Genomic DNA, 24,367 nt, shown 5'->3' with positions numbered 1-24,367 from the left:
TCACGCGAGGATCGCGCCGCAAAATTTCGCTTAGCTGCGAGCTGCCGACGTCAAGTGCGGTTATGCTCTTTGCGCCGCGCTGAAGCAAAATTTGCACAAATCCACCCGTGCTACTGCCCACGTCCAAAACATCGGCTCCTGCTAAATTTAAAACCTCTTTTTGAGAGGGCTTTGTTTGTATCAGCTCCGCGCCGCCTTCACTGCAGCACGCGCCCGCCTTGCCGCTTGATTTGGAGGCTACCGTATTTGAAATCTCTGCCGTTTCGGCGTCTACGTCCGTTTGCAAATGCTCTGCCGTTTCGGCGCCCGCGCTCGTCTGTAAAAATTCTACTGTTTGCTTGCCTGCGCCGGTTTGTAAAAGCTCTGCCGTATCGACGCTAGTTTTTGCGGTACGGATCGCCTCGGTATTTGTTTCTGCGATCTTTGCCGCCGTCGCGCTTGGAATTTCGGTCGTCTCGTTCGCGCTTAAAATTTTATCCGTAGTCTCAAAATCTGCACTTGAAATTTGCGTCATTACTCCGCCTGCTCTTTGCGTCGCTACCTCGCTTTTCCATTGTATCGCTGCCGCTTTACTATCCGCGCTTTTTGCGCCGCCGCACGGCTTTGAAATTTCTGCTGCCGAGTTAGGCGAATTTGCGCCGCAGCTTGCTAAAAGCCCGTTTTCGGCGAGCTCGTCCAGAAAGCCCGCAAGCTTGAGCGCTCCCCTGCTTACGTAAATTTGATCGGTCGCGCTGATTTCGCCGCTCTGCTCGGGCGCGATCTGCGCAGAGGGCCTGTTTTGCACGGCGCCACGCAGCAAAATTTTATCCTGCTTTATTAGCGCGGCAGCCTGATTTCTGCTGATTTTAAGCGTATTTGCGACGAGCAGATCAAATCTCATTTTGTCTTTTCTCCGCGCAGCGGTGAAATTTTAAAGCTTGCGCAGTTTTTGCGCGAGCTTGAGTTTAAAATTTTATCGCGCATAGCAAGGTCGCGGGCAGCAGTGCTGCAAGGCTCAAACTTTAACCTGCGTCGTGCCGCAAATTTAGCCATACTATGCGTTGCGGGTTTCGGCTCGCTGCGCGTTGTAAATTTTATCTCGTCGCTAGCGAAAATTTTAAAATTTTTCCTATCGGCGCAGTGTTTGAGCGGCGCAAGATTTGAGATATTCTTGCTTACGGCCGCACCTATTGGTGTCGTGCGCGCCGTTTTAGCGTCGCGGCAAGTGGGGCCCGCGCGCTTCGCAGAAACCGCCTCTCGGTTTGCCGCTTTTGCACATGCCTTGAAGCCCAGCGATCTTACATCGACCGCTCGATTTATCGCTTTTGCTCTTGCCGCTTGCTCGTGCGCTACAAAATTTTTAAAATTCTCGCGCTTTGTAAAAGATACAAGCGCCGCAGGACGGAGGTTGCTTTTAAAATTTAACCCCGTGCCGTTTGCGTGCGGGTTCGGCACCAAACAAAAAACCTTCACTTGCTGCTCCCCGCGAGCGCTTCAGGCTCGCTCTTGCCGGGTGGATTTGCGCCGAGCGTCGCCAGGCTCGCAAGCGCTTCAAACTCGCTCTCATCGATCACCCGCACGCCAAGCGAGCGAGCTTTTTGCAGCTTGGAGCCCGCTTCTGCGCCTGCAAGCACGAAGTCGGTCTTGGCAGATACCGAGCCCTGCACCTTCGCGCCCATAGCCAAAAGCCTGGCCTTAAACTCGTCGCGCGGACGGCTGAGCGTGCCGGTGATGACGACGCTGCGGTCCGTGAAGGCGCTTTTAGTGGTCTGCATCTGGGGCGCACGCGGCGTGATGATTTCGCTTAGATTTAGAATTTTTTCGCGATTTATCTTGCAAAACTCCGCTAGGCTCCTTGCCATCGCCTCTCCAAAGCCCTCCAGGCGTAGAATTTCATCCTCGCTCGCATCCAGCCAATCCTGCCCGAATGCCGCGGCGATCTTGCGCGCGGCCACCTCGCCGATGTGTTCGATCCCCAAAGAAGCGATGAAGCGCTCAAGCGGCGCGTTTTTGCTCGCATTTATCGCGCTTAAAAGATTTGAAATTTTTTTATCCGCAAAGCCCTCAAGCCCCGCCAAATCCTGCGCGCTGAGGGCGTAAATGTCGCCGATCTTTGAAATTTTGCCGCTTTCAAAAAGCTGCGTGATCGTTGCATCGCTCAACCCTTCGATATTCATGCATTTTTTGGAGCAGAAATAGATCAGCGAGCCTATCACGCGCGCCTTACAATCGAGGTTTTGACACTTTATGAGCGCGCCTTCGTCAAGTAGTCTCTCGCCGCAAACCGGGCAGCGATCCGGGCGCGAAATTTCGCTCTGCGTGCCGTCTCTGCGCTGTTTGTAAACGCTCGTGATCTTCGGGATCACGTCGCCGCTGCGGATGATGCCCACGAAATCGTTTTTCATCAGCCCCAGCCGCGCGATCTCGTCGAAATTATGAAGCGTCGCGTTTGAAACGTTCGCGCCGTCGATATTTACGCTATCTACGACGGCTACGGGGGTGACCGCGCCGGTGCGGCCGACCTGCAGATTGATCTCGCGCAGCCGCGTTACCTTTTCGACCGCGGGGAATTTATACGCGACCATAAAGCGCGGAAATTTCACAGTATAGCCCATCTGTGCGCACTTAGAAAGCTCATTTACGCGGATGACCATGCCGTCTAGCATCATATCTTTGCTCGCGCGCATACTATGCAGCGACTCGTATGCGCTCCTAATCTCGCTCGCACTCTTGCAGATGCGGCAAAACTCGTCGCGCAAAAAGCCGAGACTGCGCACGAACTCCATTATCTGCGAGTGCAGCGCAAAGCTTAGCGAATGCTCGCCCACTCCCCACGGGATAAATTTTAGTTTCCGCTTCGCCACGATCGCGCTATCTAGCTGCCTTAGGCTGCCTGCGGCGGCGTTGCGCGGGTTTGAAAATAAGCTCTCGCCGTTTGCGGCGCGCTCGTCGTTTAGCGCGTCAAAATCGCTCTTTGCGATCAGCGTCTCGCCGCGGATCTCGATTCTTTGCGCGTAGGGGATCTGAAGCGGCACCGATTTGATCGCTCTTGCGTTTTGCGTCACGTCCTCGCCTATAAGCCCGTCGCCGCGCGTCGCCGCGCTTATCAGCACGCCGCCTTCGTAGGTTAAATTTAAGCTCGCGCCGTCAAATTTCGGCTCGACGTAAAACTGCGCGCCGCTCTTCTCGCCGCGAGCTAGCCACGCCAAAAGGTCCGCGTCGTCGAAAATATCCTCCATCGACCACATCTGCGCGCCGTGAGCGAGCTTGGAAAAGCCCTCGCTGATCGCGCCTCCGATGCGCCGCGTAGGCGAGTAGGGCAGCGCCAGCGCGGGGTTTTGCTGCTCGAATTTCTCCGCTTGCGAATAAAGCTCGTCGTACTCCTCGTCGCTTGCGATCGGTTTATCGTCGGTGTAATATGCCCGCGCCCATGCATTTAGCGTATCTACTGCGGATCTGTATTCATCGTAGTTCATCTTGTGCTCGCATCTTTAAATTTTAAAATTCCGCGCTCCGTTAAAATTTTACGTCGCGTTAGAATTTTACGCTCCGTGGCAGACCCCTGTGTCCCAAATACTGCGCCGTATAACGAGTAAATTTTAAATTTCATCGCCGAACTCCTTTAGCGCGCGCTCGTAATCAGCCGGCGTGTCGATGCCGATGCTCGCGGTTTTTATTTCAAGCATCGCGATCTTTTCGCCCGCGCTTATGGCGCGAAGCTGCTCGAGTTTTTCGGTATCTTCCAGCGCTGAGGCGGGCAGGGCGCAAAACCGCTTTAAATTTCGCACGCTGTATGCGTAGATACCGATGTGACCGAGGTAGCACTCGCATGCCGCGCGCGGATAAGGGATGAGCGAGCGTGAAAAATAGATCGCAAAGCCCGCGTTATCGAGCACGAGCTTGACTAAATTCGGATCCTCTGCCGCCTGCTGGCTTATGTATTTATAGCAGCTCGCCATAAATGCGTCCTTTTGCGTAATCGCAACGCTGGCGAAATCTTTAAATTTAATCAAATTTTCGCTCTCGAAAAAGGGCTCGTCGGCTTGGATATTGATGATGATCTCGTTTTCCGCAAGCGCTGCGTTTGCGACCGCTTCATTGATTCGATCGGTGCCGCTTTGATGCTCGCGCGCGGTGAGAACGGCGTCAAAGCCGTAATCTTGCGCGATCTTTAAAATTTGCGGCTCATCCACGGCGATTAGCACGCGATCCGCTTTGGCGGCATTTTGAGCCGTTTTGATAAACATCGGCACGCCGCCAAACTCACATAAAATTTTATTTTTAAAGCGCGTCGAAGCAAGGCGCGCGGGGATTACTATCATTTTTTGATCCACTCCATTATGGCGTTTTTGATCTCGCTTTGCTCCACGACGCTAGAATGCACCTGCGGCGCGCTAAAAAGGCGCGAGATCTGTGGCGGAATGTCGCTGCGAAATTCCTTCGAAAGCGCGATCATATCGGCCCTTTCGTCCTCGCAAGCCCTGCCTTTGATCGCGCCGATCATCGACGGCGTAAATTTAATCCACTTAGCGGTCGAGATGACGAGATTTAGACGGCTTTCGTCAAGCAGCTTAAAGCAGGTCGCCGTGTGCGGGTCTACGAGCACGCCGCGGCTGCCTTCTTGCTTGATAAATTTAGCGCACTGCGTATCGTCGCAAAAATCCGCCTCAAAGACCTCCCGAAGCTTCGCAAGCTCGCTCGCGCTAAGCTTATAAAATTTATCTCGCGCCAGGCTTTGCATCAGCTCGCTCGTGCGCGCATCGCCGAACATATCGCTAAGTAGCCGCTCGACGTTGGAGCTAACTAAAATATCCATCGCAGGGCTGATCGTGCGGATGAGCTCGCGCTTTCGTAGATCGTAGATGCCGCGCGTAAAAAGCTCGGTCAGGATATTGTTCGCGTTTGAAGCGATCTTGATTTTGCCGATCTTTGCGCCCATTTTTTTGGCGAAATACGCTCCCAGCGCGTTGCCGAAATTTCCGCTAGGCACTATGACGTCGAAAGTATTAAATTTAGAGCCCTGTTTTGCGCTCTGCGCGCTGTTTGCGCCCGCTGCGGCGCCAAAATTTTTACCGCCCGAAGCATTTAAATTTTTACCGTACGCCGCAGCTGCATGCGCACCGATATTGCCGCACATCGCGTCACTTTCGTTTAAATTTGCTTCGCAGCCCGCACCCAATACGCCGTGCTTTGAGAAATAAATGCTAGCATAGAGGTAGTAGATGATCTGAAATAAAATCCTGCCGAAATTTACCGAGTTTGCGGCGCTTAGATTTAAATTTGCGCGCGCGAGCTCGTTTTTAAAATCATCATCAGCCAGTAGCGATTTTAGCGCGCGTTGCGTATCGTCGAAGTTGCCGCGCACGCCTAAAATTTTAAGATTTGCCGCGCTTTGTTTGACCATCTGCTGGCGCTGTATCTCGCTCGTGCCGCCCTGCGGGTAGAGGCAGACCGCTTTGATGTTCTCATCGTCCGCAAATGCCTCTAGAGTCGCAGGCCCCGTGTCGCCGCTCGTGGCGCATATTATTAAAAATTTTTCATTTCTAGCTTTTGCGATGCTTTTTAAAAGCGCGCCGAAGGGCTGCAGCGCCATATCCTTAAACGCAAGCGTCGGGCCGTGGTAAAGCTCCAAAATATAGGCGTTTTCGCTTAGTTTTTTGATCTGGACGGGGCAAGCGGGGTTTTCAAATTTATCGTAGCGCTTTAGCGCACCCTCAAAGACCTCGCTGCTTACGTCAAAATCAAAACTCTCGATGATTTTAAGCGCGATCTGTTTGTAGCTCAGATCCTCGCACTGCTTAAAAAAATCCTCGCTCAAAAGCGGCAGCCGCTCGGGGCTGAAAAGCCCGCCGCCGCTCGCGCTCGGATTTAGCAGCGCGTAGCTAAGATCGGCTTTTTGCGAAAAATCTCTCGTAGAAACCAGTTTCATCTTTTTCCTTTTTAAAATTTTAAAATTTACGCCCGCCTAGGCGCTTTAAATTTGATCGCTTACACTGCTTGCACGGACTTGCGGCATTGCGGTTTTAAGCCTGCTGCATCCGCCTCGCGCCTAAATTTCTTCCTTTATCAAACTTCCTATGCCGCCGTCCGTGAAAAGCTCAAGCAGGATCGAGTGCGGAATTTTGCCATTTATGATATGCGCGGCACTTGCGCCGTTTCGCACGCACTGCAGGCACGCATCGACTTTGGGGATCATGCCGCCTGCGATCGTGCCGTCCTTTTTGAGTTTCGAAATGAGCGCGGCATCGAGCTTGCTGATTAAATTTCCCTCTTTATCGAGCACTCCGTCAATGTCGCTTAAAAATATCACCTTGCTCGCTTTTAGCGCGGCTGCTATCCTGCTAGCGCAGAGATCGGCGTTGATATTAAAGCTCACGTTTTCGTCCGTCTCGCCGCCCGCAAGCGGGGCGATTACCGGCAGATAGTCCTTTTGTAGCAGGTCGTTTATCAGCTTGGTGTTTACCTCGGTGATCTCGCCTACGAAGCCGTATTTTTTCTCATCGAGGAATTTTGCCCTCAAAAGCCCGCCGTCCTTGCCGCTGATGCCGATCGCGGGCGCGCCGTTTTGGTTCAAAAGCGCCGTGATCTCTTTATTTACCGCGCCGCTTAGCACCATTTCGGTAATTTCTATTGCGTCTTTATTCGTTACGCGAAGTCCATCGCAAAATTCGCTCTGCACGCCGATCTTATCCAGGGTCTGATTGATCTTTTTGCCGCCGCCGTGCACGACGATGATCTTGATGCCGACCATATGCAAAAGCACGATGTCACGGGCAAAATCAAGCTTGAGCGTATCGTCGGTTTGCGCCGCGCCGCCGTATTTAACGACGAAAATTTTATCTCTAAATTTACGGATATAGGGCAGCGCGGAGATGATGACTTCGGCGGTTTTGCTCTTTTTTATCATAAAATTCCTTTAAAAACCTTATTTTATCATAGCTTGGTTTATGTAGTTTTGAATTTCGCAGATAAAGTTTTCGCTTAGCTTCAAATTTAACAAAATCACCGAAATTTCTACGTCCAAATCCCTTAATTTCACGTAATCTTTCGCCGTGCAAAGGATATGCTCCGCATCCTCGCGCCTTAGCAGCTCTAAAATCTGCTCTTTTTTGAAATCATAATGATCGGGGAAAAATGCGTGGGCTTTTACGAGCGGCAAAAACTCTTGCAGACGCCAAGGCTTGGCGATAGCGCTGATTAAGATCGTGCGGGATTTTTCAAAACCAGCCTCTTTGGAATTTAAAATTTTATTCGCGATGGCGGAATTTAAATTTGAAATTTCATCTATGGCGCGATTTAAATTTGAATCCGAAATTTTATCCGTAGCGGAATTTGAAATTTCGTCCGTAGGATTTGAAATTTCATCCGCGCCGTTTAGAGTGCCTTGCAGATCCGCCGCCGAAACGATTTTAAGCTCCTGCGAGATGTCGCTCGGCGCGGGTATGAAATCCGCAAATTTATAAAAAAACGGCGGGTAGCGATACGCGGCGAGGGGCAGGCAAAAGGGCAGCTTCGGCGCGCTTTGCGGGCGCAGCAAGATATCAAATTTAGAGATATTAAATTTAGAAAATCCGTCGTCTAAAATCACCAACTCAAAGCCGAGAGTTTGCGCGCGCAAAATCCCTGCGGCGCGATCTTCGCTGACGATCACGTTTGCACCGCGCAAAAACAGCGCGTATTCCATCGCCTCATCGCCGCTTTGCCGCACGTCGCAAAGTACCCGTCCGCCGAGCGCTACTTCGAGCAAGCCTCTGCTTTTGCGCCCGTATCCGCGAAGGATGATGCAGGTTTTGAGCTCCCCGTTAAATTCTTTAAAAAGCGCCCGCACTAGCGGGGTTTTGCCGCTTCCGCCGAGGGTTAAATTTCCGACGCTGATTATTGGAATTTTAAATTTTTGCGGCTTAGCAAAGAGCCTTTTTAGGCAGACGATAAGCGTATAAAGTAGCGTTAACGGCGCTAAAATCACTCCGAGCGCAAGCCATGCAGGGCTTGGGTCGTATAGGTTTCGCTCGATTAGGAGTTTAAACACGATTTTGCGCTATCTCTTTGATCTGCTCGCAGATGTAGCTCACATCGTCGTCGCTAAGCGCCGTGTAGATCGGCAAGGATAAAATTTGCTGATAGTTTTTAAGCGCATTCGGGAAATCATTGACCTTGTAATTATATTTGCTTTTGTAGTAGCTTAGCAGGTGCACCGGCACATAGTGCAGCGATACGCTTACTCCGCGCGCGATCAGCGCTTTGGCAAAATCGTCGCGGTTTTTGTCGATCCTTACGATGAATTGAGTATAGATATGCTCCTCGCTGTCGCTTGGAAGCGTCACGTGAGGGCAGTTTGCGAGCTGCTCGCGATACGCTGCGGCGATCTGCTTGCGGCGCTTTATAAAAGCGTCGGTTTTTTCAAACTGGGCGATTGCGTAGGCGGAATTTATGGCGTCAAGATCGTATTTTTGACCGATGCGATCGACGTCGTAGGTAAAGGACATATTGCCGTCTTTGTAAAAGGCGTCTCCCACGATGCCGCCGTTTCTTAAAATTTGCGCGGCGCTTGCGATCTCATCGTCGTTCGTAACGAAAAAGCCCGCCGTAGAGATCGCATCTTGCGCTTGAGGATTGATCTGAAAGCACGATATGAGCGAGCTTTTAAGCGCTCCGATTTTTGCGCCTTTATAGGTAGCGCCCATAGCGCGGCACGCATCGTCTATAAGGATGATATTTTCGCTTTTGGCGACCTCGCTGATGGCGTCTATATCCGCAGCAAGCCCTGCGATGTGCGAGATGAAAGCGCATTTTAGCTTCTTGTGGCGGTTTTGATCTATCGTGCGAGCAAGGCTTTCGCTCGTAATGTTAAAGCTTATCGGATCGATATCTACGAAAACGGGCTCTGCGTCGAAGTGGCGGATCACTTCGGCGACGTTAGGGAAGGAATTTACGGAGCATAAAATTTTATCTCCGCGCTTAATATCCATTGCGCAAAGCGCCAGATGCAGCGCCGTCGTGCCGCTCGTAGTCGATACGGCGTGCTTTACGCCGAAATATTTACAAATATCCTCTTCAAAAATTTCGCTATATCTTATATCGCTGTTGTAGAGGGCGCTTTTAATTAAGTCTTCCTCTTTCTTATCGACTTGAGCCTTATAAAACGGTATCTCTTTCATAAATCTCTCCTTAGTGTGCGGGCTCTATGCGGGCGACCGCGGGCGCGCGAAGCTTAAAATTATTTTTAAGAATTCTACGGACGATAAATTTCACCAGCTCTTGATTGTGGTGCGAGTTTTGCAGATATTTTAGATCGTTTGCGGTTATTTGCTCGCCTGAGCGAAATTTCGTCCGCAGCGTTTCGTGCGAAAAAATATCTCTTAGCACGCTATCTAAAATCTCGTAGCTGTATCCAAGCTCACGTTCGTCGCTTTGATTTTCCCATAGATCGGCGCTGGGAGCTTTTTTTATGATCGCATCGTCTATGCATAAAATTTTTGCAAATTTAAACAGATCGGTTTTAAAAATTTCTCCGATCGGATTAAACGCGCAGGCCAGATCGCCGTAGATCGTGCCGTAGCCGAGCATCCGCTCGCTAAGATTGCTCGTGCCTACGACTACGCCGCGTTTAGCCGCGCTGTAATCATAAAGTAAGCTCATTCTCACGCGCGCGGCGAAATTTCCGATGCGAAGCGGGCTTGCGCCCGGATTTAAGGCGATGAAGCTCTCTATAAACGGCGCGATCTCTTGGATTTCGTAGGGGATATTAAAGGATTCGCAGTGAAAGATGCCGTCTGCCATATTTTCTAAATTTGAACCCGCACTAGGTAGGATAAGCCCGTAAGTGGGGATCTCGGTAAGCGCACAAAGCGCAGAAACCACGGCGCTGTCAAGCCCACCGCTGATGCCTACTACAAAGGCGTCCGCACCCGTTTCATCGAGTCTCTCCGATAAAAAATCGGTCAGTTGCGGCAGCAAATCGTCCAAAAACATAATATTTAGCCTTAAAATTTTACGTTAAATTGTGCGAATTTTAACTATTTTTGGCTAAATTACGGCTTTAATTTAAGCTTAAAAGGAGGATTTAAATGCAAATTTTAAAAAGAGCTTTCGGTGAATACGTGACGAACTGTTACATTCTAAAGGGCGAGCGGGGCGATCTAGTGATCGATCCGGGACAGGGCAGCTTTGATTGGGTTATGCAAAATACGGGAAAGATCGTGGCGGTTTTGAATACGCACGGGCACTACGATCATATTTACGACGACGCGAAGCTGCAAAGAATGGGCGCTAAAATTTATATCCACGAAAGCGACGCCTTTATGCTGCGAGCGGATCCTTTTGAGACGATGCCAGAATCCATAGAAGCGGACGTGCTCATAAAAGGGCAGGAGCAAAGCCTTGAAATAGCGGGCTTTAACGTTAAATTTAGCCTCTTTGCAGGACACACGCCGGGCAGCTGTATGATCGAAGCAGGCGGCGTGATCTTTAGTGGCGACGTAATATTCAAAGGCTCTATCGGCAGGTGGGATTTTCCTTTTTCAAGCGGCGAGCAGATGAGAGAGTCTCTGCATAAAATTTTGCAGATAAAGGGCGATTTTACGCTCTACCCCGGGCACGGCCCAAATACGAGCCTAGCGGCCGAGAGGCAAAATTTAAAATATTTTTTGCAACTTTTTGAGCGCTGATAGTTTAAATTTAACTGCGTTTCGCTGTGCGAGAAGCGGCGAAGCGGCGTGAAGCGGGTCGGCGTTAAATTTTATACCGCTTTGCTCGTGGGCACCGGAATTGATGCCGCTTTACTCGCATTGCAGGCGCCAAAATTTACAGCTTTATTTGCCGCTGCGAGCGTTGAATTCTGCGCTACGTTCGCACTATGCCTGCACCAGCGTGCTCTGCGTAGATAAAATTTTAAAATTTACCGCCGCTTATTAAATTTAGTAAAATTCCGTGCCGCCGTGCGTGTAAAGCGTAGCGCACGAGGCGAAATTTAAAATTTTGCGCCGCACTGATCCTAGTCGCTACAATGCGATCTAATCCAATTTGGGGCCCGCCAAATTTTAGCTAAATTTCACATCCTGCCGAACGTAAAATTTTTGCCGCGAGCCGATTAAATTCGGTAAATTTTACGCGTTTTTAAAGGCACGGATCTCATTTCATATCGGTGCACGGGTACACGAAAGATGTTTCAAAGGCGCGCATCACGCCCGAAGCCGCACGTAGATGCGACGCGGCGCGGGGTAGCCCTCGATCGTGCGCGAGCTATCGAGCGGGTCTAGGAAATTCTCCAAGCTCTGCCCGTCGATCCACTCCGTTTTGCGCTGCTCGCTAGCATCCGTGGGCTTTTGAGCCAAAATTTCAAAATCTCTAAATTTCGCCCGCTCGCACCAATTTTGTAGCGCGCCGACAGTCGGGACGAAGTAGATATTTGAAATTTTTGAGTAGCTGTTTTTCGGGCACAGCGCGAAATCGCCCGCTCCTTCGATATACATCGTGTCTAAAAACACCTCGCCGTCCGCATTTAGCGAGGCTCGCAGATCTTTTAGCATCTTTACGGGGTCGCTGCGATGGTAGATGACGCCGAGGCAGAAGATCGTATCGAATTTGTGCTCGTAAAAAGGCAGATGCTCTACGCCTAAAAGCTCGAATTTCGCGCCGCTGCGGAGGAATTTCTCGATGAAGCGAAACTGCAGATAAAATAGCGCGCTCGGGTCAAATCCCACTAGCCGCGCAGGCTTTAGAGCGCTTGCGCGGAACATATAGTAGCCGTTGTTGCAGCCCACGTCGGCGACGGTTTTGCCGCGCAGATCTAAAAACGGCCGCAGCAGGTTAAATTTCACGAAGCTTCGCCACTCGGCGTCGATAAAAAGATCATTCAGCGCAAAAGGCCCCTTGCGCCACGGCTTTAGCGCCCGCGCTATACGCAAAATTTCATTCTTTTGCTCCGCGCTAGCGCTAAAGCTTGCGCGCACGACGTCGCCGCACTCGCAGCTGCACTCGCCTACTTGCAGCGCCTCGATCGCGCTTAAAATTTCGCGGTTTTGCCCGCTTTGCAGCTTTTTAAAGTTCTCGTCTCTGATTTTTTGCAGATCCATTTTAGTCCTAAAATTTCAAATTTAGCGCCATTTTAACATAAAATTTTATCCATTTTAAGGCGCAAATAGATAAAATCGACTTGCAATTCAAGCAAAGGAGCAAAAAATGCAAGAAGCAAAAACGAGAAAATTTAGCCTCAGGTTTAATCACGAAATTTCAAGTAGTGGCGCAGAGGTGCGGCTTTGGCTGCCGTTAGTGCTGCAAGAGCCCTATCAGAGGTTGCTTGGCGAATATCATGCCCGCTCAAATGCACAAGAGTCGGCTATCTGCGGAGATCATATAAGCACGTACTACGCGCGCTTCGCACCCGATAAAGAGGCAAGAGCGGGTGTCGGCAAATACGGCGAGCAAGGTGTCGTAGGCGAAGAGGATGATTATTTTGAGCTTAGCTTCGATATTGAAATTTCGGAGCGAAACACCGATTTTAGCAAGGTAAGCTTTAATGAAAATGAGCGCTTGAGCCCAGAGATCGAGGAGTTTTTAAAGCCATCAAAGCTAATTCCAGTAGAAGGCGCTGCAAAACAAAAATCAGACGAGATCACCGGCTCGCTTAAAGGCGATCTGGAAAAGGCGCGCGCGATTTACGAGTGGGTCGCAAAAAATATGAGTCGCGATAATAGCGTGATCGCATGCGGCAGCGGCGATGCAGCGACAATTTTAAGCAGCGGCAAGCTAAGCGGCAAATGCGCCGATATTAATAGCGTGTTCGTATCGCTCTGTAGGGCAGCTGGCATTCCTGCTCGCGCTATTTACGGCATCCGCACGGGCGCAGCGCAGAAATTTTCGCCTGAAATGGGTGTCATGGGCGCCTTAAGCGGCGGTGCGCTTGAAATTTCGGGCGCGCAGCATTGCAGAGCGGAATTTTATCTAAAAGGCTATGGCTGGATCCCTGTCGATCCCGCGGACGTTACGAAGGTGCGATTGGGCGAGAACTTAAGCGAGGATGATTCTAAGCTGGCGCGGGTGCGCGAATATCTTTTCGGTAACTGGGAGCCGTGCTGGCTGGGCTTTAACTACGCTCGCGAAGTCGTGCTAAATCCGCGCCCGGCGCACGTTCCGATCGAAATTTTTTCGCATCCGTATTGCGAAGTGGGTGGCACGCCGAAAGATCCGTACTCGCCTAAAAATTTTATCTACGAGTATTTTTCGCGAGAAATTTAATCCTCTGACGGCTTGCATTTTGCTGCCTCGATTTGCTTAAGCTAAGCCGCCGCGCTTCGTCGAAGCTCAGCCGTTTCATCGAAGCGCACGCTTGGCTTGGCGACAGCGGCGCTTTTTGCGTGGTTTAGCCTACGCCGCCGATACATACTGCCTGCGCGCCTAGGTTGCGGGCTATCATGCCCGCTTTGGCGAAATTTCGCGCTATGTCTTTGGGCGAAATTTTGAAATTTTAAAATTCCGTAGCGAGCAAAATTCTAAAATTTCAAAGCGAGCGGAATTTTGAAATTTTAAATTATGGATAGAATTTTAAAATTTACGACTTGCAGAATTTTAAATTTAGCGATTTCAAAGCCGCAAAAGGCTAAAATCCACGCGTAATTAGGGCTAAGGCTTAGCCATTTTATTTTGAAGGCATTTCATGCAAAGACGCGATTTTTTAAGAAACACTGCGATTTTAGGCGCCGTTATGGCAACTCCGAGTACCATTTTGGGCGGGGAAAAAGTCATTGGCAAAAAGAGAGCTTTCGGGCTATCGCTAAATCACGAAATTTTGGAGAAGGGCAAGCAGACTCGGCTTTGGATACCGCTTCCTCTTATCACTGAATATCAAAAGGTAAGCGACATAAAATTTGACGGCAATTTCAACGATCCGTCCGTGGACTACGGCGAAATTCCGACGCTCTATGCCGGCTACGTCGGGGTGGCAAAGCCCACGCTAAACATTAAATTTAGCGTCGAGACCTTTGAGCGAAATACCGATTTTAGCAAGGTAAAATTTAATCCGAACGAAAAGCTTAACCCCGAGGTGGCGAAGTTTTTAGAGCCTAGCACGCAGATTCAAATCGACGGCGTCGTCAAGCAAAAATCAGACGAGATCGCAGGCAGCATAAAAGGCGATCTGGAAAAGGCGCGCGCGATTTATACGTGGGTGGCGAACACTATGCAGCGCGATAACAGTGTGCTAGGCTGCGGGTTAGGGGACGTGAAGCAAATTTTAAGTAGCGGCAAGCTAAGCGGCAAATGCACCGATATAAATAGCGTTTTCGTCGCACTTTGCCGCGCGCAGGGCATCGCCGCAAGAGAGATGTTTGGCATCCGCGTCGGCGCGTCAAGATTTAGCACTCAAATGGGCGCCGCGCCTAAAGACGGCGTCAGCCATATCTCGGGCGCACAGCACTGCAGGGCGGAATTTTATCTAAAAGGCTACGGCTGGATCCCGGTCGATCCCGCAGACGTTACAAAGGTGCGATTGGGCGAGAAGCTAAGCAATGACGACAGCAAGCTCGCTAAAATCCGCGAGTATTTATTCGGCAACTGGGAGATGTGCTGGATCGGCTTTAACTACGGCAGGGACTTCACGCTAAGCCCACGCCCAGCGCAGTTTCCGATCAATAATTTTGGCTATCCTTACGGCGAAGTGGACGGCAACACGCTTAATTACTACTCGCCGAAAGATTTCAGCTACGATTACAGATCGAAAGAGTTGTAGCGGTTCGCGTTTTGCTATGCGGCACGTCGAACTACTTGAGCTTTTTGAGTAGGTATACAAGAGAGGCTTCCCGCTAGACGACTTTGGGCGGATGTGTAAAAGCGCGCCTAATCTACGTGCTGCCGCGTCTGCATCGGCAAAAAATTCCGCGCTTTATTTGGCGTGGAATTTTAAAATTTTTTAGAATTTCGTGAGCGACATAGCGGCGAAATTTTGAAATTTTAAAGCGAGCAAAATTTTAAAATTTGGAGGCGCGTAAAATTTTAAAATTTACGGCTTACGGAATTTAAAATTTCGCCTCTTTGCGCGAAATTTCGCGGCGGATTTGCGAGTAAATTTCGTGTGCTGGGCTGGCGGCGGCACGGCAATACCTATACTGAAAGGTAAAATTTGAAAACCGAACTAGAAAATTCCGCGCAAGAAACCTTGGCGCAAAAGCGAGAAGATCCTGGCAAAAATCGCTTCAGCACGCGCAGTCTGTGGCTGATATTCGCCGCGATTTTTAGCGCGGTTGCGGCGACGTTTTGCTGCCTGCCCGCGCTTTTATTTTTGATTTTCGGCGCGAGCTTTTCCATTTTTTCAGGCGCAGAGGTTTTCGGTGACTACCGCGCGCCGCTTTCTGCGTTAGCGCTTTTTTGCTTCGCGCTTTCTGCATTTTTCTTTTTCAAAAAGCCGCGCGCATGCTCGCTGCAAAGCGGGCGCAAAAAATGGATTCTGATCTACGCGCTCTTAGGAGCCTTGCTTGCCTTTATGCTTACATATCCTGAAATTTTAGGAGGGCTTTATGCGTAAAATTTTGTTTTTGATGCTTGGATTTACAGCGCTTTTTGCCGACAAAGAGGTTAAAATTTACGTGGAAAAAATCCACTGCCCGCTCTGCACCGCGATCGTGCGAAAGGCGCTTTTGCAAACGCCAGGAGTGATAAGCGCAAAGGTTTCGCAGCAGAGCAAAACCGCGACCGTCGTAGCAAAAGATGACGCAAACGAGACTGCGATGCTTGAGGCGATCGCAAAAACGGGCTATGAAGGCGTAATCGTAAAATAAAAATCCTCGGAAAATTCGGACTAAATTTTAAATAAATTCTTGCTAAATTTCGGTAAAATTCATGCGACTTTGCATAAAATTTCATTTTGCGCGGCTTGCCTGCAGCGTAAGCTAGCGCGATTGAAATTCTGCGCGTATTTTGCGGAAGCGCTATGTCGGCGCTGTCGCGTTTAAATTTAGCAGAATTTCGCAAGCGCTTAAGCGAGTGCGGTTGCTTTTAAATTCAACGGGCGTGTCGCAATAACGCGCGGATATAAATAAATTCAAAAGGAGCAAACATGCAAAAAAACGAGGTTATGAATGATTTTAAAAAGCTGTGCGAGATACCGCACTGCAGCTGCGAAACGGAGCAGATGAGGGAGTTTTTGGCGGATTTTGCGCGCTCTCAGGGCTTTAGCGTGAACGTCGATGAGGCGGGTAACATCCACGCCGTAAAGGGCAAGCCTAAAATCTGTCTGCAAAGCCACTACGACATGGTTTGTGTGGGCGCGGCGCCCAATTTAGAGCTCATCGAGGAAAGCGGCATCCTAAGGGCGAAAAACTCGACTCTAGGCGCTGACGACGGCATCGGCGTGGCGATGATGATGGGCGCGATGCGGGAGTTTGCGAATTTAGAGTGTCTATTTACCAACGACGAAGAGGTCGGGCTCGTGGGCGCAAACGCCTTTAAAGGTAAAATTTTATCGCCGAATTTGCTAAATTTAGACAGCGAAGAGGACGACCGCGTGACGCTGGGATGCGCGGGCGGCATAAACGTGAGCGCAAAAATAGACGCCGCTAGCATCAAAAAGAGCGGTAAAATTTACGAGATCGGCGTTACCGGGCTTAGCGGCGGGCATTCGGGCAACGAGATACATAAAAATATCCCAAACGCAACGAAGCTGCTGGCGAAATTCCTCGCCGAGGAGGGCTGCGAGCTAATCAGTCTGGATTTTGGCGAGAGGAGCAACTCGATCCCCGCAAACGCCGTGTGTAAGGTGCTGTGCGCGCATGAGCTGGCGCAGCGCGGACTGGCGTGGGTAAAGAGCCTAGGCGAGGGCGAAGCGGACGTGCTGGTAAACAGCGGCAAAATTTTGGCGCTCATCAACTCCTTTGCTCAGGGTGTGCGCAGCTACGACACGCAGCTTGGCATGGTAAATGAAAGCATAAATCTCTCGACCGTTAAGCAAAAAGAGGGCGTGATCGAGTTTGACTTTTTCGCTCGCGCGATGAAGCGAGAGGGGCTCGAAAATCTGGGTTTTGAGACCGCTACGCTAGCTAGCGCGCTGGGTTTTGAGGTCAGGGTGGCCGATCGCTCGGCGAACTGGGCGCCGTGCATCAGCGACTTCGCGCATCTGGTGCTTGAGGAACTGCAAAAACAAAAGCCGCAGGCTAAATTTGCCGCCGTGCACGCAGGCCTTGAGTGCGGCGTACTGGTCGCAAAACAGCCCGAGTTGCAAGCCTGCTCCATAGGCCCAAACATCCACTCGCCACACTCGGTAAACGAGCACTGCGAGATAGCGTCGGCGGAGATGATGGCGGAGGTAGTTAGAAACATCGTCACTAGATTGCAATAAATTTAGCGGCTTGTCTTTTGAGCGCTTTTTGCGGATTTCGTTAAAATTTGACTCGATAGGCTATATGCCTTATCTTCGTCAAATTTTAACTTCAAAACCCCAAAAATCATCTCAAAATACTTCGCCTTTAAATTTTTGCGGTGACCTGTCTTTTTCCTTTATATGTCGTTGGAAACTCGGTCGGCTTCGGTCACGTATTACATATACGCTCCCTCGCCTCCGTCGTTTCCGCCTGGTCTAAAGAAAAAATACTTCGCCTTTAAATTTTCGGTGGCTTGTCTCGCGAGTACTTTTATAGAAACCCCGCCTGCGGCGTCGCTACGCTGGTTTTGAAAGAGATTTTTGCTTCGTTGCACTCGCAACTGCAAGCAGAACGCAAATTTTTCGCTCCGCAGGCTATATGACGGGACCACTTGCCGAAATAGAAATTTAAAAGGAGATAAAAATGGAAAGCCAGATCAAAAATTTTCTACAAAATTGCGAGCAGATCGTTAAATCACAAGTAAAGCGATACGAAAACCATAGCTCTTTTGCGACGAAAATTCCACCTGTTTTTATACTGCCTTATGATGAATTTGAGAAAAAATACGGCTCAAATTTATATTTGGATAGTAGTTCCTGCGTGCTGGTGTTTGACGGCGATCTTAGCCTGTCGGGAGGCACGATAAATTCCGCTTGGCTTAAGGATAAATTTAACGAAGCGGGCGGTAAAAATAGCGCACGAGCGATGTTTGTTAACGGAAATTTATTCATCAGCGGCGATATCATCGATGATGATTATCTGTTTTTGCAAGTCGCCAAAGATACGGCGTGTAATTATCTGCATTCGCAGGACGGCGTTATCGCAATCGGCGGCAATCTAACGGCGCTTTGGGGCATAAGCGGCGAATACAATGACGGAATGCTGCAGGTTTTTGGAAAAACGCAAGCGCCGTATATCGTCTCAAACGACCACGCAATGCCTGATCATGGCGCTAGCGAATGCGTCTATATCCTAGACGGACGGATCGGTCAAAGCTACCTAGGCGCGCTTGATGGTTGGGATTTTTTTGAAAATAGCGAGCTGATGTTTAAGGACGGAATTTGCAAAGATGAGCATCAGATCGATATTTCTGCCTTTTTTAAATTCGTAAAAAATGGCGTTAATCCGCTAGTGGATTTTAAAACTTTTGAGGCTAGAAAAGCCGCCTGGGACGAAGAAAATGAAGAGCAGGAGCCCGAATGCGCAGGCGATTTGCCTAAAAATTCCGAAACCATTGCCGAGATGATATATTTAGAAAATTTCAGCGGCAACGATGAGGAGCTATACGAGTATATGGTGGGCGAATTCGGGGCTATAGAAAAAATCGGCGACGAAAGCGAAAAATACGCTTATGGCGGCAGGGCCTTCGAGCTGTCTATCATTGCGGCGAGAATGGCGGAGCATTGGCGCCTGATTACGCAGCGTTACTCTGCGCGGCAGATAGACGAGCTACGCAAAATCATCATCAAAAGCGCGACGAATTTAGCCGATTATTTTTTAAAAATCGGCGATAAAAAACAGCTTGCGTTCATCTATGAATTTTTAAACGATGATGCGGTAAGCATCGAAAAGGATGAGCCGTTTTTATACGAAACGCTGGTGCGCGCGGGCTTGGAGCTGCAAGATTACGATAACGCTTACGCGCTAGTGTCCGTCATCGACAAAAAGTCCAAATTTTTACCGCAGGAGATGGCAAAAACCATCGCGGACGTGATTAAAAGCGAAGGATACCGGGCTTGGTTGGCAAAGCAGTAGGCTCCGAAAAGTAAAATTTAAAATTTTGCTAAAAGATAAAAATCAAAGAGGCGTTTATAAAATTTCAATCTAAATTTTTCGCGCCATAAAGCCGAACGTCTGCCGTAAAGCGGCTTTAGACAAGGCGTCAAATTTTAAAATTCCGTCAAATTTAAGCGCGTAAATTTAAGCTCGCATCTGCAGGCTAAAATTTTACGGAAAATTCTTATCCTTGCTGCTGCACAGCTCGTTTAAAAAGCACTCCTTGCAGTTTGGCTTGATCGCTTTACAGGTGTAGCGGCCAAAAAGCACCATGCCTTGGTGCAGCTTGCCAAGATCCGTCTTAAAAGCCTCGCTTAGATCGCGCTCCGTAAGCTCAGGCGTCTTTGCACGGCTCAGCCCCAGGCGATGCGCGACGCGAAAGACGTGCGTATCCACCGCCATCACATTTGCGCCCGCGCCCTCTAAAAGCACGACGTGAGCGGTCTTTTGCCCCACGCCCGCAAGAGATTTTAGCCCCGCTTCATCAAGCGGCACGACGCCGTCAAAGTCGCTAACCACCGCCTGCGCCATTTTGATTAAATTTACCGCTTTGTTGTTGTAGAAATTGCACGAACTAATTAGCAGCTTAACGCTCGCCAGATTGGCTTTTGCGAGCTCCTCAACGCTTGGGAATTCCGCAAAAAAGCGCGGCGTGATCAAATTTACCCGCTTGTCGGTACACTGCGCGCTAAGCATCACGCAGACCAAAAGCTGATAGTTGTCTTTAAATTTCAGCTCGCTGCGCTCTTCTGCAAAGTTTTGCAAAATTCTCTTTTTTATCTCTAAAATATCTTTTTTACTTCTCATTTGCATCTCCTCAAGGCGGAATTCTACCCTAAAATTCTAAAGTACAGTTTGATTGTTAACAACTTTGAGTTATAATCGCCGTTAAAATTTTTTTAAGGAATTATGATGAAAAAAGTTTTATTTACAGCACTTAGTTTGGCTGCCGCTATCAGCCTTAACGCTACCGTTTACGCTACCGTAAATGGCAAAGACGTAACCGAAAAAGAGCTTGCTCCGCTACTTCAAGGCATAGGCAATGTAGATATCGCTGCTCTTAACGCGGATCAAAAAAAGGAGCTTATCGATAAAGGCATCGATCTGATGCTGCTAACGGATGAAGCTAAAAAATCGGGCGTTATGGACGAAGATGTTTATAAAAAAGAGCTTGAAATCGTAAAAGATAACTTAGCGCTTCGTGTATGGCAGGCTAAAGAAGCCAGCAAAATAAATATCGACGATAAAGAAATAGCCGATTTTTATAACAAAAACAAAGCGCGCTTTACCGAGCCTGCGAGAATCAAAGCGGCTCAGATCGTCGTTAAAACCGAAGCCGAGGCAAACGATATTATTAAGCAGTTAAAAGGGCTTAGCGACAGTGCACTATTTACTAAATTTGCAGAGCTTGCCAAAGCTAAATCTATCGATCCGCAGGCTAAACAAACCGGCGGCGAGCTAGGCTGGATGCCTAGCGATCAGGTCAAGCCTTTTGCCGATGCGATCTCTAAGATAAAAGATGGTCAAATCACTACTAAAGCTATTAGAAGCAGAGTCGGATATCACGTCGTATTAAAAGAGGAGTCTCAAGCTAAAAAGCAGTTAAGTCAAAGCGAGGCAAAGCCTTTTATTGAGCGCGTGCTTAGACAGCAAAAAGCGGCGAAAGTAGTCGAGCAAAAAGCGGCAGATCTTCACAAAAACGCTAAAATCGAGTATAAATAATATAGGAGCTAAAAATGGGCGTTTTAGATATAGTAAAACCGGGCGTTTTAAGCGGCGATGACGTAAGTAAGGTCTATGCGTATGCGAAGCAGCAGGGCTTTGCGATCCCTGCGGTAAACGTAGTGGGGAGCAACTCCATAAACGCCGTCTTGGAAAGCGCTAAAATTGCAAATTCGCCCGTTATTATTCAGTTTAGCAACGGCGGCGCGGCGTTTTATGCGGGCGCTACTTGCCCTAATGCCGCAGTTTTAGGCGCTATTGCAGGCGCACATCAAGTGCATGCTTTGGCGGCTCATTACGGCGTTGCGGTGATTTTGCATACCGATCATGCCGCGAGGAAGCTGCTTCCGTGGATCGACGAGCTCATCGAAGCTAATGCCGCTCATAAAAAAGCTCACGGCGTGCCGCTTTTTAGCTCGCACATGCTCGATCTTAGCGAGGATGATTTGGAGCTAAATTTAGCGACCTGCGAGAAGTATTTGGAAATTTTAAGCGATCTTGGAATTTCGCTTGAGATCGAGCTTGGCGTCACGGGCGGCGAAGAGGATGGCGTCGATAATACGAGCGTCGATAACGCGCGGCTTTACACCCAGCCTGCAGATGTCGCACTCGCCTATGAGCGACTAAGCAAAATCAGCGATAGATTCAGCATCGCGGCGAGCTTCGGCAACGTCCACGGCGTGTATAAACCGGGCAATGTCGTGCTGAGACCTGAAATTTTAAAAAATTCGCAAAAATTCGTGCGCGAGAAATTTAATCTGCAATCCGAAAAGCCCGTAAATTTCGTCTTTCATGGCGGCAGCGGCAGCGATACCTCCGACATCAAGGCAGCCGTAAGCTACGGCGTAGTTAAGATGAATATCGACACCGACACGCAGTGGGCATTTTGGGACGGCGTGCGCGCTTATGAGGCCAAAAATCACGGCTATTTGCAAGCTCAAATCGGCAATCCGGAAGGTGAGGATAAACCGAATAAAAAATTCTACGATCCTCGCAAGTGGCTGAGAGCGGGCGAGCAGAGTATGGTGGCGCGCTTGCAGGTCGCATTTGACAATCTAAATTGCCTAAATAGGAACTAATATGGATCGCCCAAATAACGAAGTGCTCGATATCACGCTACCTGAGGCGAAGGAGCGCTCGTTAGCGGGCGTTTTTTTTAAGATTGCAGCTCTGCCGATCGCGGTTTTTGTGGTGTTTTTGCTGGGCTATTTGGGGCTTATCGGGCTGAAGGTAGAGACGCACTCGATCCTGATGCTTGCGGTTTTGCTCATTATTGCACTAATTTTAGCTCGTCATAATGCAGAATATGGCTGCTTAAATTTTCAAAATAATATTGATGATTTCAAGCGCGAGCTAAAGAATTACATCGTCGCCAATCTCTTAAGTATTGGCGGTAAAAAAAAATCAGATGCTAGCTTTGATCTTTTTGTGGACGAATACGGCTACTCGCTGCGTAATCAAAACTACGCTTCCGTCGCATCGGCAGTCTTTCCGATGCTTGGAATTTTAGGAACTTTCATCTCGATTGCGATTTCGATGCCGCACTTCTCCTCAAGCAATATCGATGGGTTAGAAACCGAGATCGCGCAGCTTCTAGGCGGCGTAGGTACGGCGTTTTACGTCTCGATCTACGGAATTTTCTTAGCGCTTTGGTGGATATATTTTGAGAAAAAAGGCATTAGCAAATATGAGCGTCTGCTCATCAAATACAAAAATTCCACTAAAAATTTCTTCTGGAACAAAGACGAAATAACACAGGGCTATCTGAGTGAAATTTTAAACGCTAATTCTGAAATTTCGCGCTCATTTGCGATGATGAGCTCTACGAATTTTACCGAAAGGCTAAACCGCCTAATCGATGAAAAAATCGGCGCTTTTGAAAGCGTGATGGAAGCCGAGAAGCGAAGTATGGCGATTACACAAGAAGAGCTTGAAAAAGCAGGAGAGATGATCCAAAGGACAAATCTCGCTCACGGTGAGCTAGATAAGAGCTTCGCTCAAATTTTATCTGCGCTCAAGTCCGTGTCTGCAAGCCTAATCGAAATTCAAAATGGAATTTCCGCGCAGTATCTAAGCCAGTCTAAGGCTTTAACGGACGGGCAAGGCGAGCTGGCTAACGTTATGAATGCATTAAGCGCTCAAATAAAGAGCCTAAATGCCTCCTTGGGCGGGTTTGCGGGCGAAATTTCAAGTTCGCAGAATGCTTACGCCGCTAAAATTGACGCTAGCTTTAAGGGGCTAAGCGCGGATTTGAAGGCACTTTTAGCTGGAGAGGACACTGCGCGAACGAGCAACGAAAGCATCATCGAAGAGCTTCGAAAAACGCTTGCGAGCATCGATGAAAAAGCACTTTTAGATGAAAACGAATAACGAAGAAAAAGAGACCTTCTGGATCGCGTACGCCGATTTGATGGCGGGACTGCTTTTTGTTTTCGTGCTTTTAGTAGGCGGCATCATCGTCAAATACTTCCTCACGCAAAGCAACCTGCAGGAGAAAGAAAGCCAAATTTCAAGCGCGCTAGCAAGCCTGCAAAGCCAGGAGAAAAAAAGCGCCGAGCTTGAAGCGCTGAATAAAATTTTTAGCGATCAGCTCGAGAAGTTAAATATCGAAAATACCGACCTTCGCAAGCAAAATTCCATCTATTTCATACAGATCGAAGATCTAACCGAGATGGCGGAGAGGCTGAAAAAAGAGAATTTAGACATCAACTCTCTTCTGCAAAAAGCGCGCGACGACGCCAACGCTACGATCAGCCAAAACGAGCTTAAAATCGCCTTTTTGCTTGATCAACTCACGCAGAAGGAGAGCGATTTTAATAAAATTTTACAAGACCTCAACGTCACGAAAAACCGCATCCGCAACCTCACCGGAATGAAGGTCAAGATCATCGCCGATCTGAAGGAGAAGCTGGGCGGCAAGATCCGCATCGATAACGAAAGCGGCGCGATGACGCTAAGCTCGTCGATCCTTTTCGACAAAGGCTCAAGCGAGCTGAAAGAGAGCGCCAAAGAGACACTTCGCTCGACGCTGCAGAGCTATTTCGCCGCGCTTTTGAATAACGACGAAATTCGCGAAAATTTAGATCAGATCATCATCGAGGGGCACACGGACAGCGACGGCGGGTATTTGTATAACCTCGAGCTGTCGCAAAACAGGGCGTTTGCGGTGATGGATTTCATCAACTCGTGGAATAAAGATGAGCGGCTACAAAAATATCTCATCGCCAGCGGTCGCAGCTACACGCAGCCCGTGATGCGTAGAGGCGTCGAGGACAAGGACGCTAGCCGCCGCATCGAGATAAAATTTACCCTTTCAAACAAAGAGGCGATGGAGGAGATCAGGAAATTTTTGCAGTTCGACGCGAACGCTACGAATTAGTAGCTCGCCCTTAACGGCTCGCTCGAAATTTTAGCCTGCAAAAAAGAGGGCTTAAAATTTTAAAATTCTTAAAGGATTAACGACTCATCTGAAATTTTAACGGCGGCGGAACCGTATCCTTTTATTTTGGCACGATATTATGAACGGGCGGCTTGCTAAATTT

Annotated in this window: 23 protein-coding genes and 1 pseudogene; 11 read left to right on the top strand and 13 right to left on the bottom strand. The window is 49.0% G+C overall.

Annotated elements, in window-relative coordinates; translation table 11 throughout:
- The 10 genes and pseudogenes from Q0257_RS13060 to nadE all read right to left on the bottom strand — a co-directional run.
- Window positions 1-148, bottom strand: a pseudogene (locus tag Q0257_RS13060) (SAM-dependent methyltransferase); the annotation flags it as partial.
- A 728-nt stretch (window positions 149-876) separates the two neighbouring features.
- Window positions 877-1,452, bottom strand: coding sequence for a hypothetical protein (locus tag Q0257_RS04820; protein ID WP_298022226.1), 576 nt, complete (start codon window positions 1,450-1,452; stop codon window positions 877-879).
- On the bottom strand, window positions 1,449-3,455 hold the full coding sequence (ligA, locus tag Q0257_RS04815; RefSeq protein ID WP_298022223.1) for an NAD-dependent DNA ligase LigA: 2,007 nt from the start codon (window positions 3,453-3,455) through the stop codon (window positions 1,449-1,451). The genes Q0257_RS04820 and ligA overlap by 4 nt, the downstream gene beginning before the upstream one ends.
- Entirely contained in the window at window positions 3,452-3,589 is a 138-nt protein-coding gene (locus Q0257_RS04810) for a hypothetical protein (protein WP_298022220.1), read from the bottom strand. Before Q0257_RS04810 ends, ligA begins: the two co-directional genes overlap by 4 nt.
- Window positions 3,579-4,301 carry a 3-deoxy-manno-octulosonate cytidylyltransferase gene (gene kdsB / locus Q0257_RS04805; RefSeq protein ID WP_298022217.1) on the bottom strand — a complete coding sequence of 241 codons (723 nt, stop codon included), beginning with the start codon at window positions 4,299-4,301 and terminating at the stop codon, window positions 3,579-3,581. Before kdsB ends, Q0257_RS04810 begins: the two co-directional genes overlap by 11 nt.
- Window positions 4,298-5,908, bottom strand: coding sequence for a threonine synthase (thrC, locus tag Q0257_RS04800; RefSeq protein ID WP_298022214.1), 1,611 nt, complete (start codon window positions 5,906-5,908; stop codon window positions 4,298-4,300). The genes kdsB and thrC overlap by 4 nt, the downstream gene beginning before the upstream one ends.
- Before the next feature lie 120 nt (window positions 5,909-6,028).
- The gene (gene argB / locus Q0257_RS04795; protein WP_298022211.1) at window positions 6,029-6,886 is read right to left on the bottom strand and encodes an acetylglutamate kinase; all 858 of its coding nucleotides are present in this window, start codon (window positions 6,884-6,886) and stop codon (window positions 6,029-6,031) included.
- Window positions 6,887-6,904: 18 nt separating this feature from the next.
- Window positions 6,905-8,008, bottom strand: a complete 1,104-nt coding sequence (locus Q0257_RS04790; RefSeq protein ID WP_298022208.1) for a tetraacyldisaccharide 4'-kinase — start codon at window positions 8,006-8,008, stop codon at window positions 6,905-6,907.
- Window positions 8,001-9,137, bottom strand: coding sequence for a DegT/DnrJ/EryC1/StrS family aminotransferase (locus Q0257_RS04785; RefSeq protein ID WP_298022205.1), 1,137 nt, complete (start codon window positions 9,135-9,137; stop codon window positions 8,001-8,003). The genes Q0257_RS04790 and Q0257_RS04785 overlap by 8 nt, the downstream gene beginning before the upstream one ends.
- A gap of 10 nt (window positions 9,138-9,147) precedes the next feature.
- Window positions 9,148-9,951 (bottom strand): NAD(+) synthase, encoded by an 804-nt coding sequence (gene nadE, locus Q0257_RS04780; RefSeq protein ID WP_298022202.1) that lies wholly within the window; start codon window positions 9,949-9,951, stop codon window positions 9,148-9,150.
- Between the two features lie 95 nt (window positions 9,952-10,046).
- Here nadE and Q0257_RS04775 point away from each other — a divergent pair, with 95 nt between their 5' ends.
- Window positions 10,047-10,646, top strand: coding sequence for an MBL fold metallo-hydrolase (locus Q0257_RS04775; protein ID WP_298022198.1), 600 nt, complete (start codon window positions 10,047-10,049; stop codon window positions 10,644-10,646).
- 513 nt (window positions 10,647-11,159) lie between these two features.
- On the opposite strand, the gene cmoB is transcribed toward Q0257_RS04775, so the two are convergent.
- Window positions 11,160-12,053 (bottom strand): tRNA 5-methoxyuridine(34)/uridine 5-oxyacetic acid(34) synthase CmoB, encoded by an 894-nt coding sequence (gene cmoB / locus Q0257_RS04770; RefSeq protein ID WP_298022195.1) that lies wholly within the window; start codon window positions 12,051-12,053, stop codon window positions 11,160-11,162.
- 106 nt (window positions 12,054-12,159) lie between these two features.
- Here cmoB and Q0257_RS04765 point away from each other — a divergent pair, with 106 nt between their 5' ends.
- The 5 genes from Q0257_RS04765 (at window position 12,160) to Q0257_RS04745 (ending at window position 17,305) form a co-directional block, all read left to right on the top strand.
- On the top strand, window positions 12,160-13,215 hold the full coding sequence (locus Q0257_RS04765; protein WP_298022192.1) for a transglutaminase-like domain-containing protein: 1,056 nt from the start codon (window positions 12,160-12,162) through the stop codon (window positions 13,213-13,215).
- Between the two features lie 418 nt (window positions 13,216-13,633).
- The gene (locus tag Q0257_RS04760; RefSeq protein ID WP_298022189.1) at window positions 13,634-14,704 is read left to right on the top strand and encodes a transglutaminase domain-containing protein; all 1,071 of its coding nucleotides are present in this window, start codon (window positions 13,634-13,636) and stop codon (window positions 14,702-14,704) included.
- A gap of 390 nt (window positions 14,705-15,094) precedes the next feature.
- Window positions 15,095-15,496 carry an aryl sulfotransferase gene (locus tag Q0257_RS04755; RefSeq protein ID WP_298022187.1) on the top strand — a complete coding sequence of 134 codons (402 nt, stop codon included), beginning with the start codon at window positions 15,095-15,097 and terminating at the stop codon, window positions 15,494-15,496.
- On the top strand, window positions 15,489-15,749 hold the full coding sequence (locus Q0257_RS04750; protein ID WP_298022183.1) for a heavy metal-associated domain-containing protein: 261 nt from the start codon (window positions 15,489-15,491) through the stop codon (window positions 15,747-15,749). The genes Q0257_RS04755 and Q0257_RS04750 overlap by 8 nt, the downstream gene beginning before the upstream one ends.
- A gap of 278 nt (window positions 15,750-16,027) precedes the next feature.
- Window positions 16,028-17,305, top strand: coding sequence for a M20/M25/M40 family metallo-hydrolase (locus tag Q0257_RS04745; protein WP_298022180.1), 1,278 nt, complete (start codon window positions 16,028-16,030; stop codon window positions 17,303-17,305).
- 197 nt (window positions 17,306-17,502) lie between these two features.
- Here Q0257_RS04745 and Q0257_RS04740 read toward each other — a convergent pair whose 3' ends face one another.
- Window positions 17,503-17,661 (bottom strand): hypothetical protein, encoded by a 159-nt coding sequence (locus tag Q0257_RS04740; RefSeq protein ID WP_298022177.1) that lies wholly within the window; start codon window positions 17,659-17,661, stop codon window positions 17,503-17,505.
- Window positions 17,662-17,750: 89 nt separating this feature from the next.
- Between Q0257_RS04740 and Q0257_RS04735 the strand changes: the two genes are divergently transcribed.
- On the top strand, window positions 17,751-19,082 hold the full coding sequence (locus Q0257_RS04735) for a hypothetical protein (protein ID WP_298022174.1): 1,332 nt from the start codon (window positions 17,751-17,753) through the stop codon (window positions 19,080-19,082).
- Window positions 19,083-19,274: 192 nt separating this feature from the next.
- Here Q0257_RS04735 and nth read toward each other — a convergent pair whose 3' ends face one another.
- Window positions 19,275-19,910, bottom strand: coding sequence for an endonuclease III (nth, locus tag Q0257_RS04730; protein WP_298022171.1), 636 nt, complete (start codon window positions 19,908-19,910; stop codon window positions 19,275-19,277).
- A 105-nt stretch (window positions 19,911-20,015) separates the two neighbouring features.
- Here nth and Q0257_RS04725 point away from each other — a divergent pair, with 105 nt between their 5' ends.
- The 4 genes from Q0257_RS04725 to Q0257_RS04710 are packed head-to-tail and all read left to right on the top strand — an operon-like array spanning window position 20,016 to window position 24,204.
- The gene (locus Q0257_RS04725) at window positions 20,016-20,825 is read left to right on the top strand and encodes a peptidyl-prolyl cis-trans isomerase (RefSeq protein WP_291936539.1); all 810 of its coding nucleotides are present in this window, start codon (window positions 20,016-20,018) and stop codon (window positions 20,823-20,825) included.
- Between the two features lie 14 nt (window positions 20,826-20,839).
- Window positions 20,840-21,904, top strand: coding sequence for a class II fructose-bisphosphate aldolase (gene fbaA / locus Q0257_RS04720; protein ID WP_298022168.1), 1,065 nt, complete (start codon window positions 20,840-20,842; stop codon window positions 21,902-21,904).
- Window position 21,905: 1 nt separating this feature from the next.
- Window positions 21,906-23,195 carry a MotA/TolQ/ExbB proton channel family protein gene (locus Q0257_RS04715; RefSeq protein ID WP_298022165.1) on the top strand — a complete coding sequence of 430 codons (1,290 nt, stop codon included), beginning with the start codon at window positions 21,906-21,908 and terminating at the stop codon, window positions 23,193-23,195.
- Window positions 23,182-24,204 (top strand): OmpA family protein, encoded by a 1,023-nt coding sequence (locus tag Q0257_RS04710; protein ID WP_298022162.1) that lies wholly within the window; start codon window positions 23,182-23,184, stop codon window positions 24,202-24,204. Before Q0257_RS04715 ends, Q0257_RS04710 begins: the two co-directional genes overlap by 14 nt.
- The last annotated feature ends 163 nt before the right edge of the window (window positions 24,205-24,367 follow it).

This window comes from uncultured Campylobacter sp., from assembly GCF_938018035.1.
In the GTDB taxonomy this organism is placed as follows: Bacteria; Campylobacterota; Campylobacteria; order Campylobacterales; family Campylobacteraceae; genus Campylobacter_B.
This window is presented reverse-complemented; position numbering and strand designations above follow the sequence as displayed.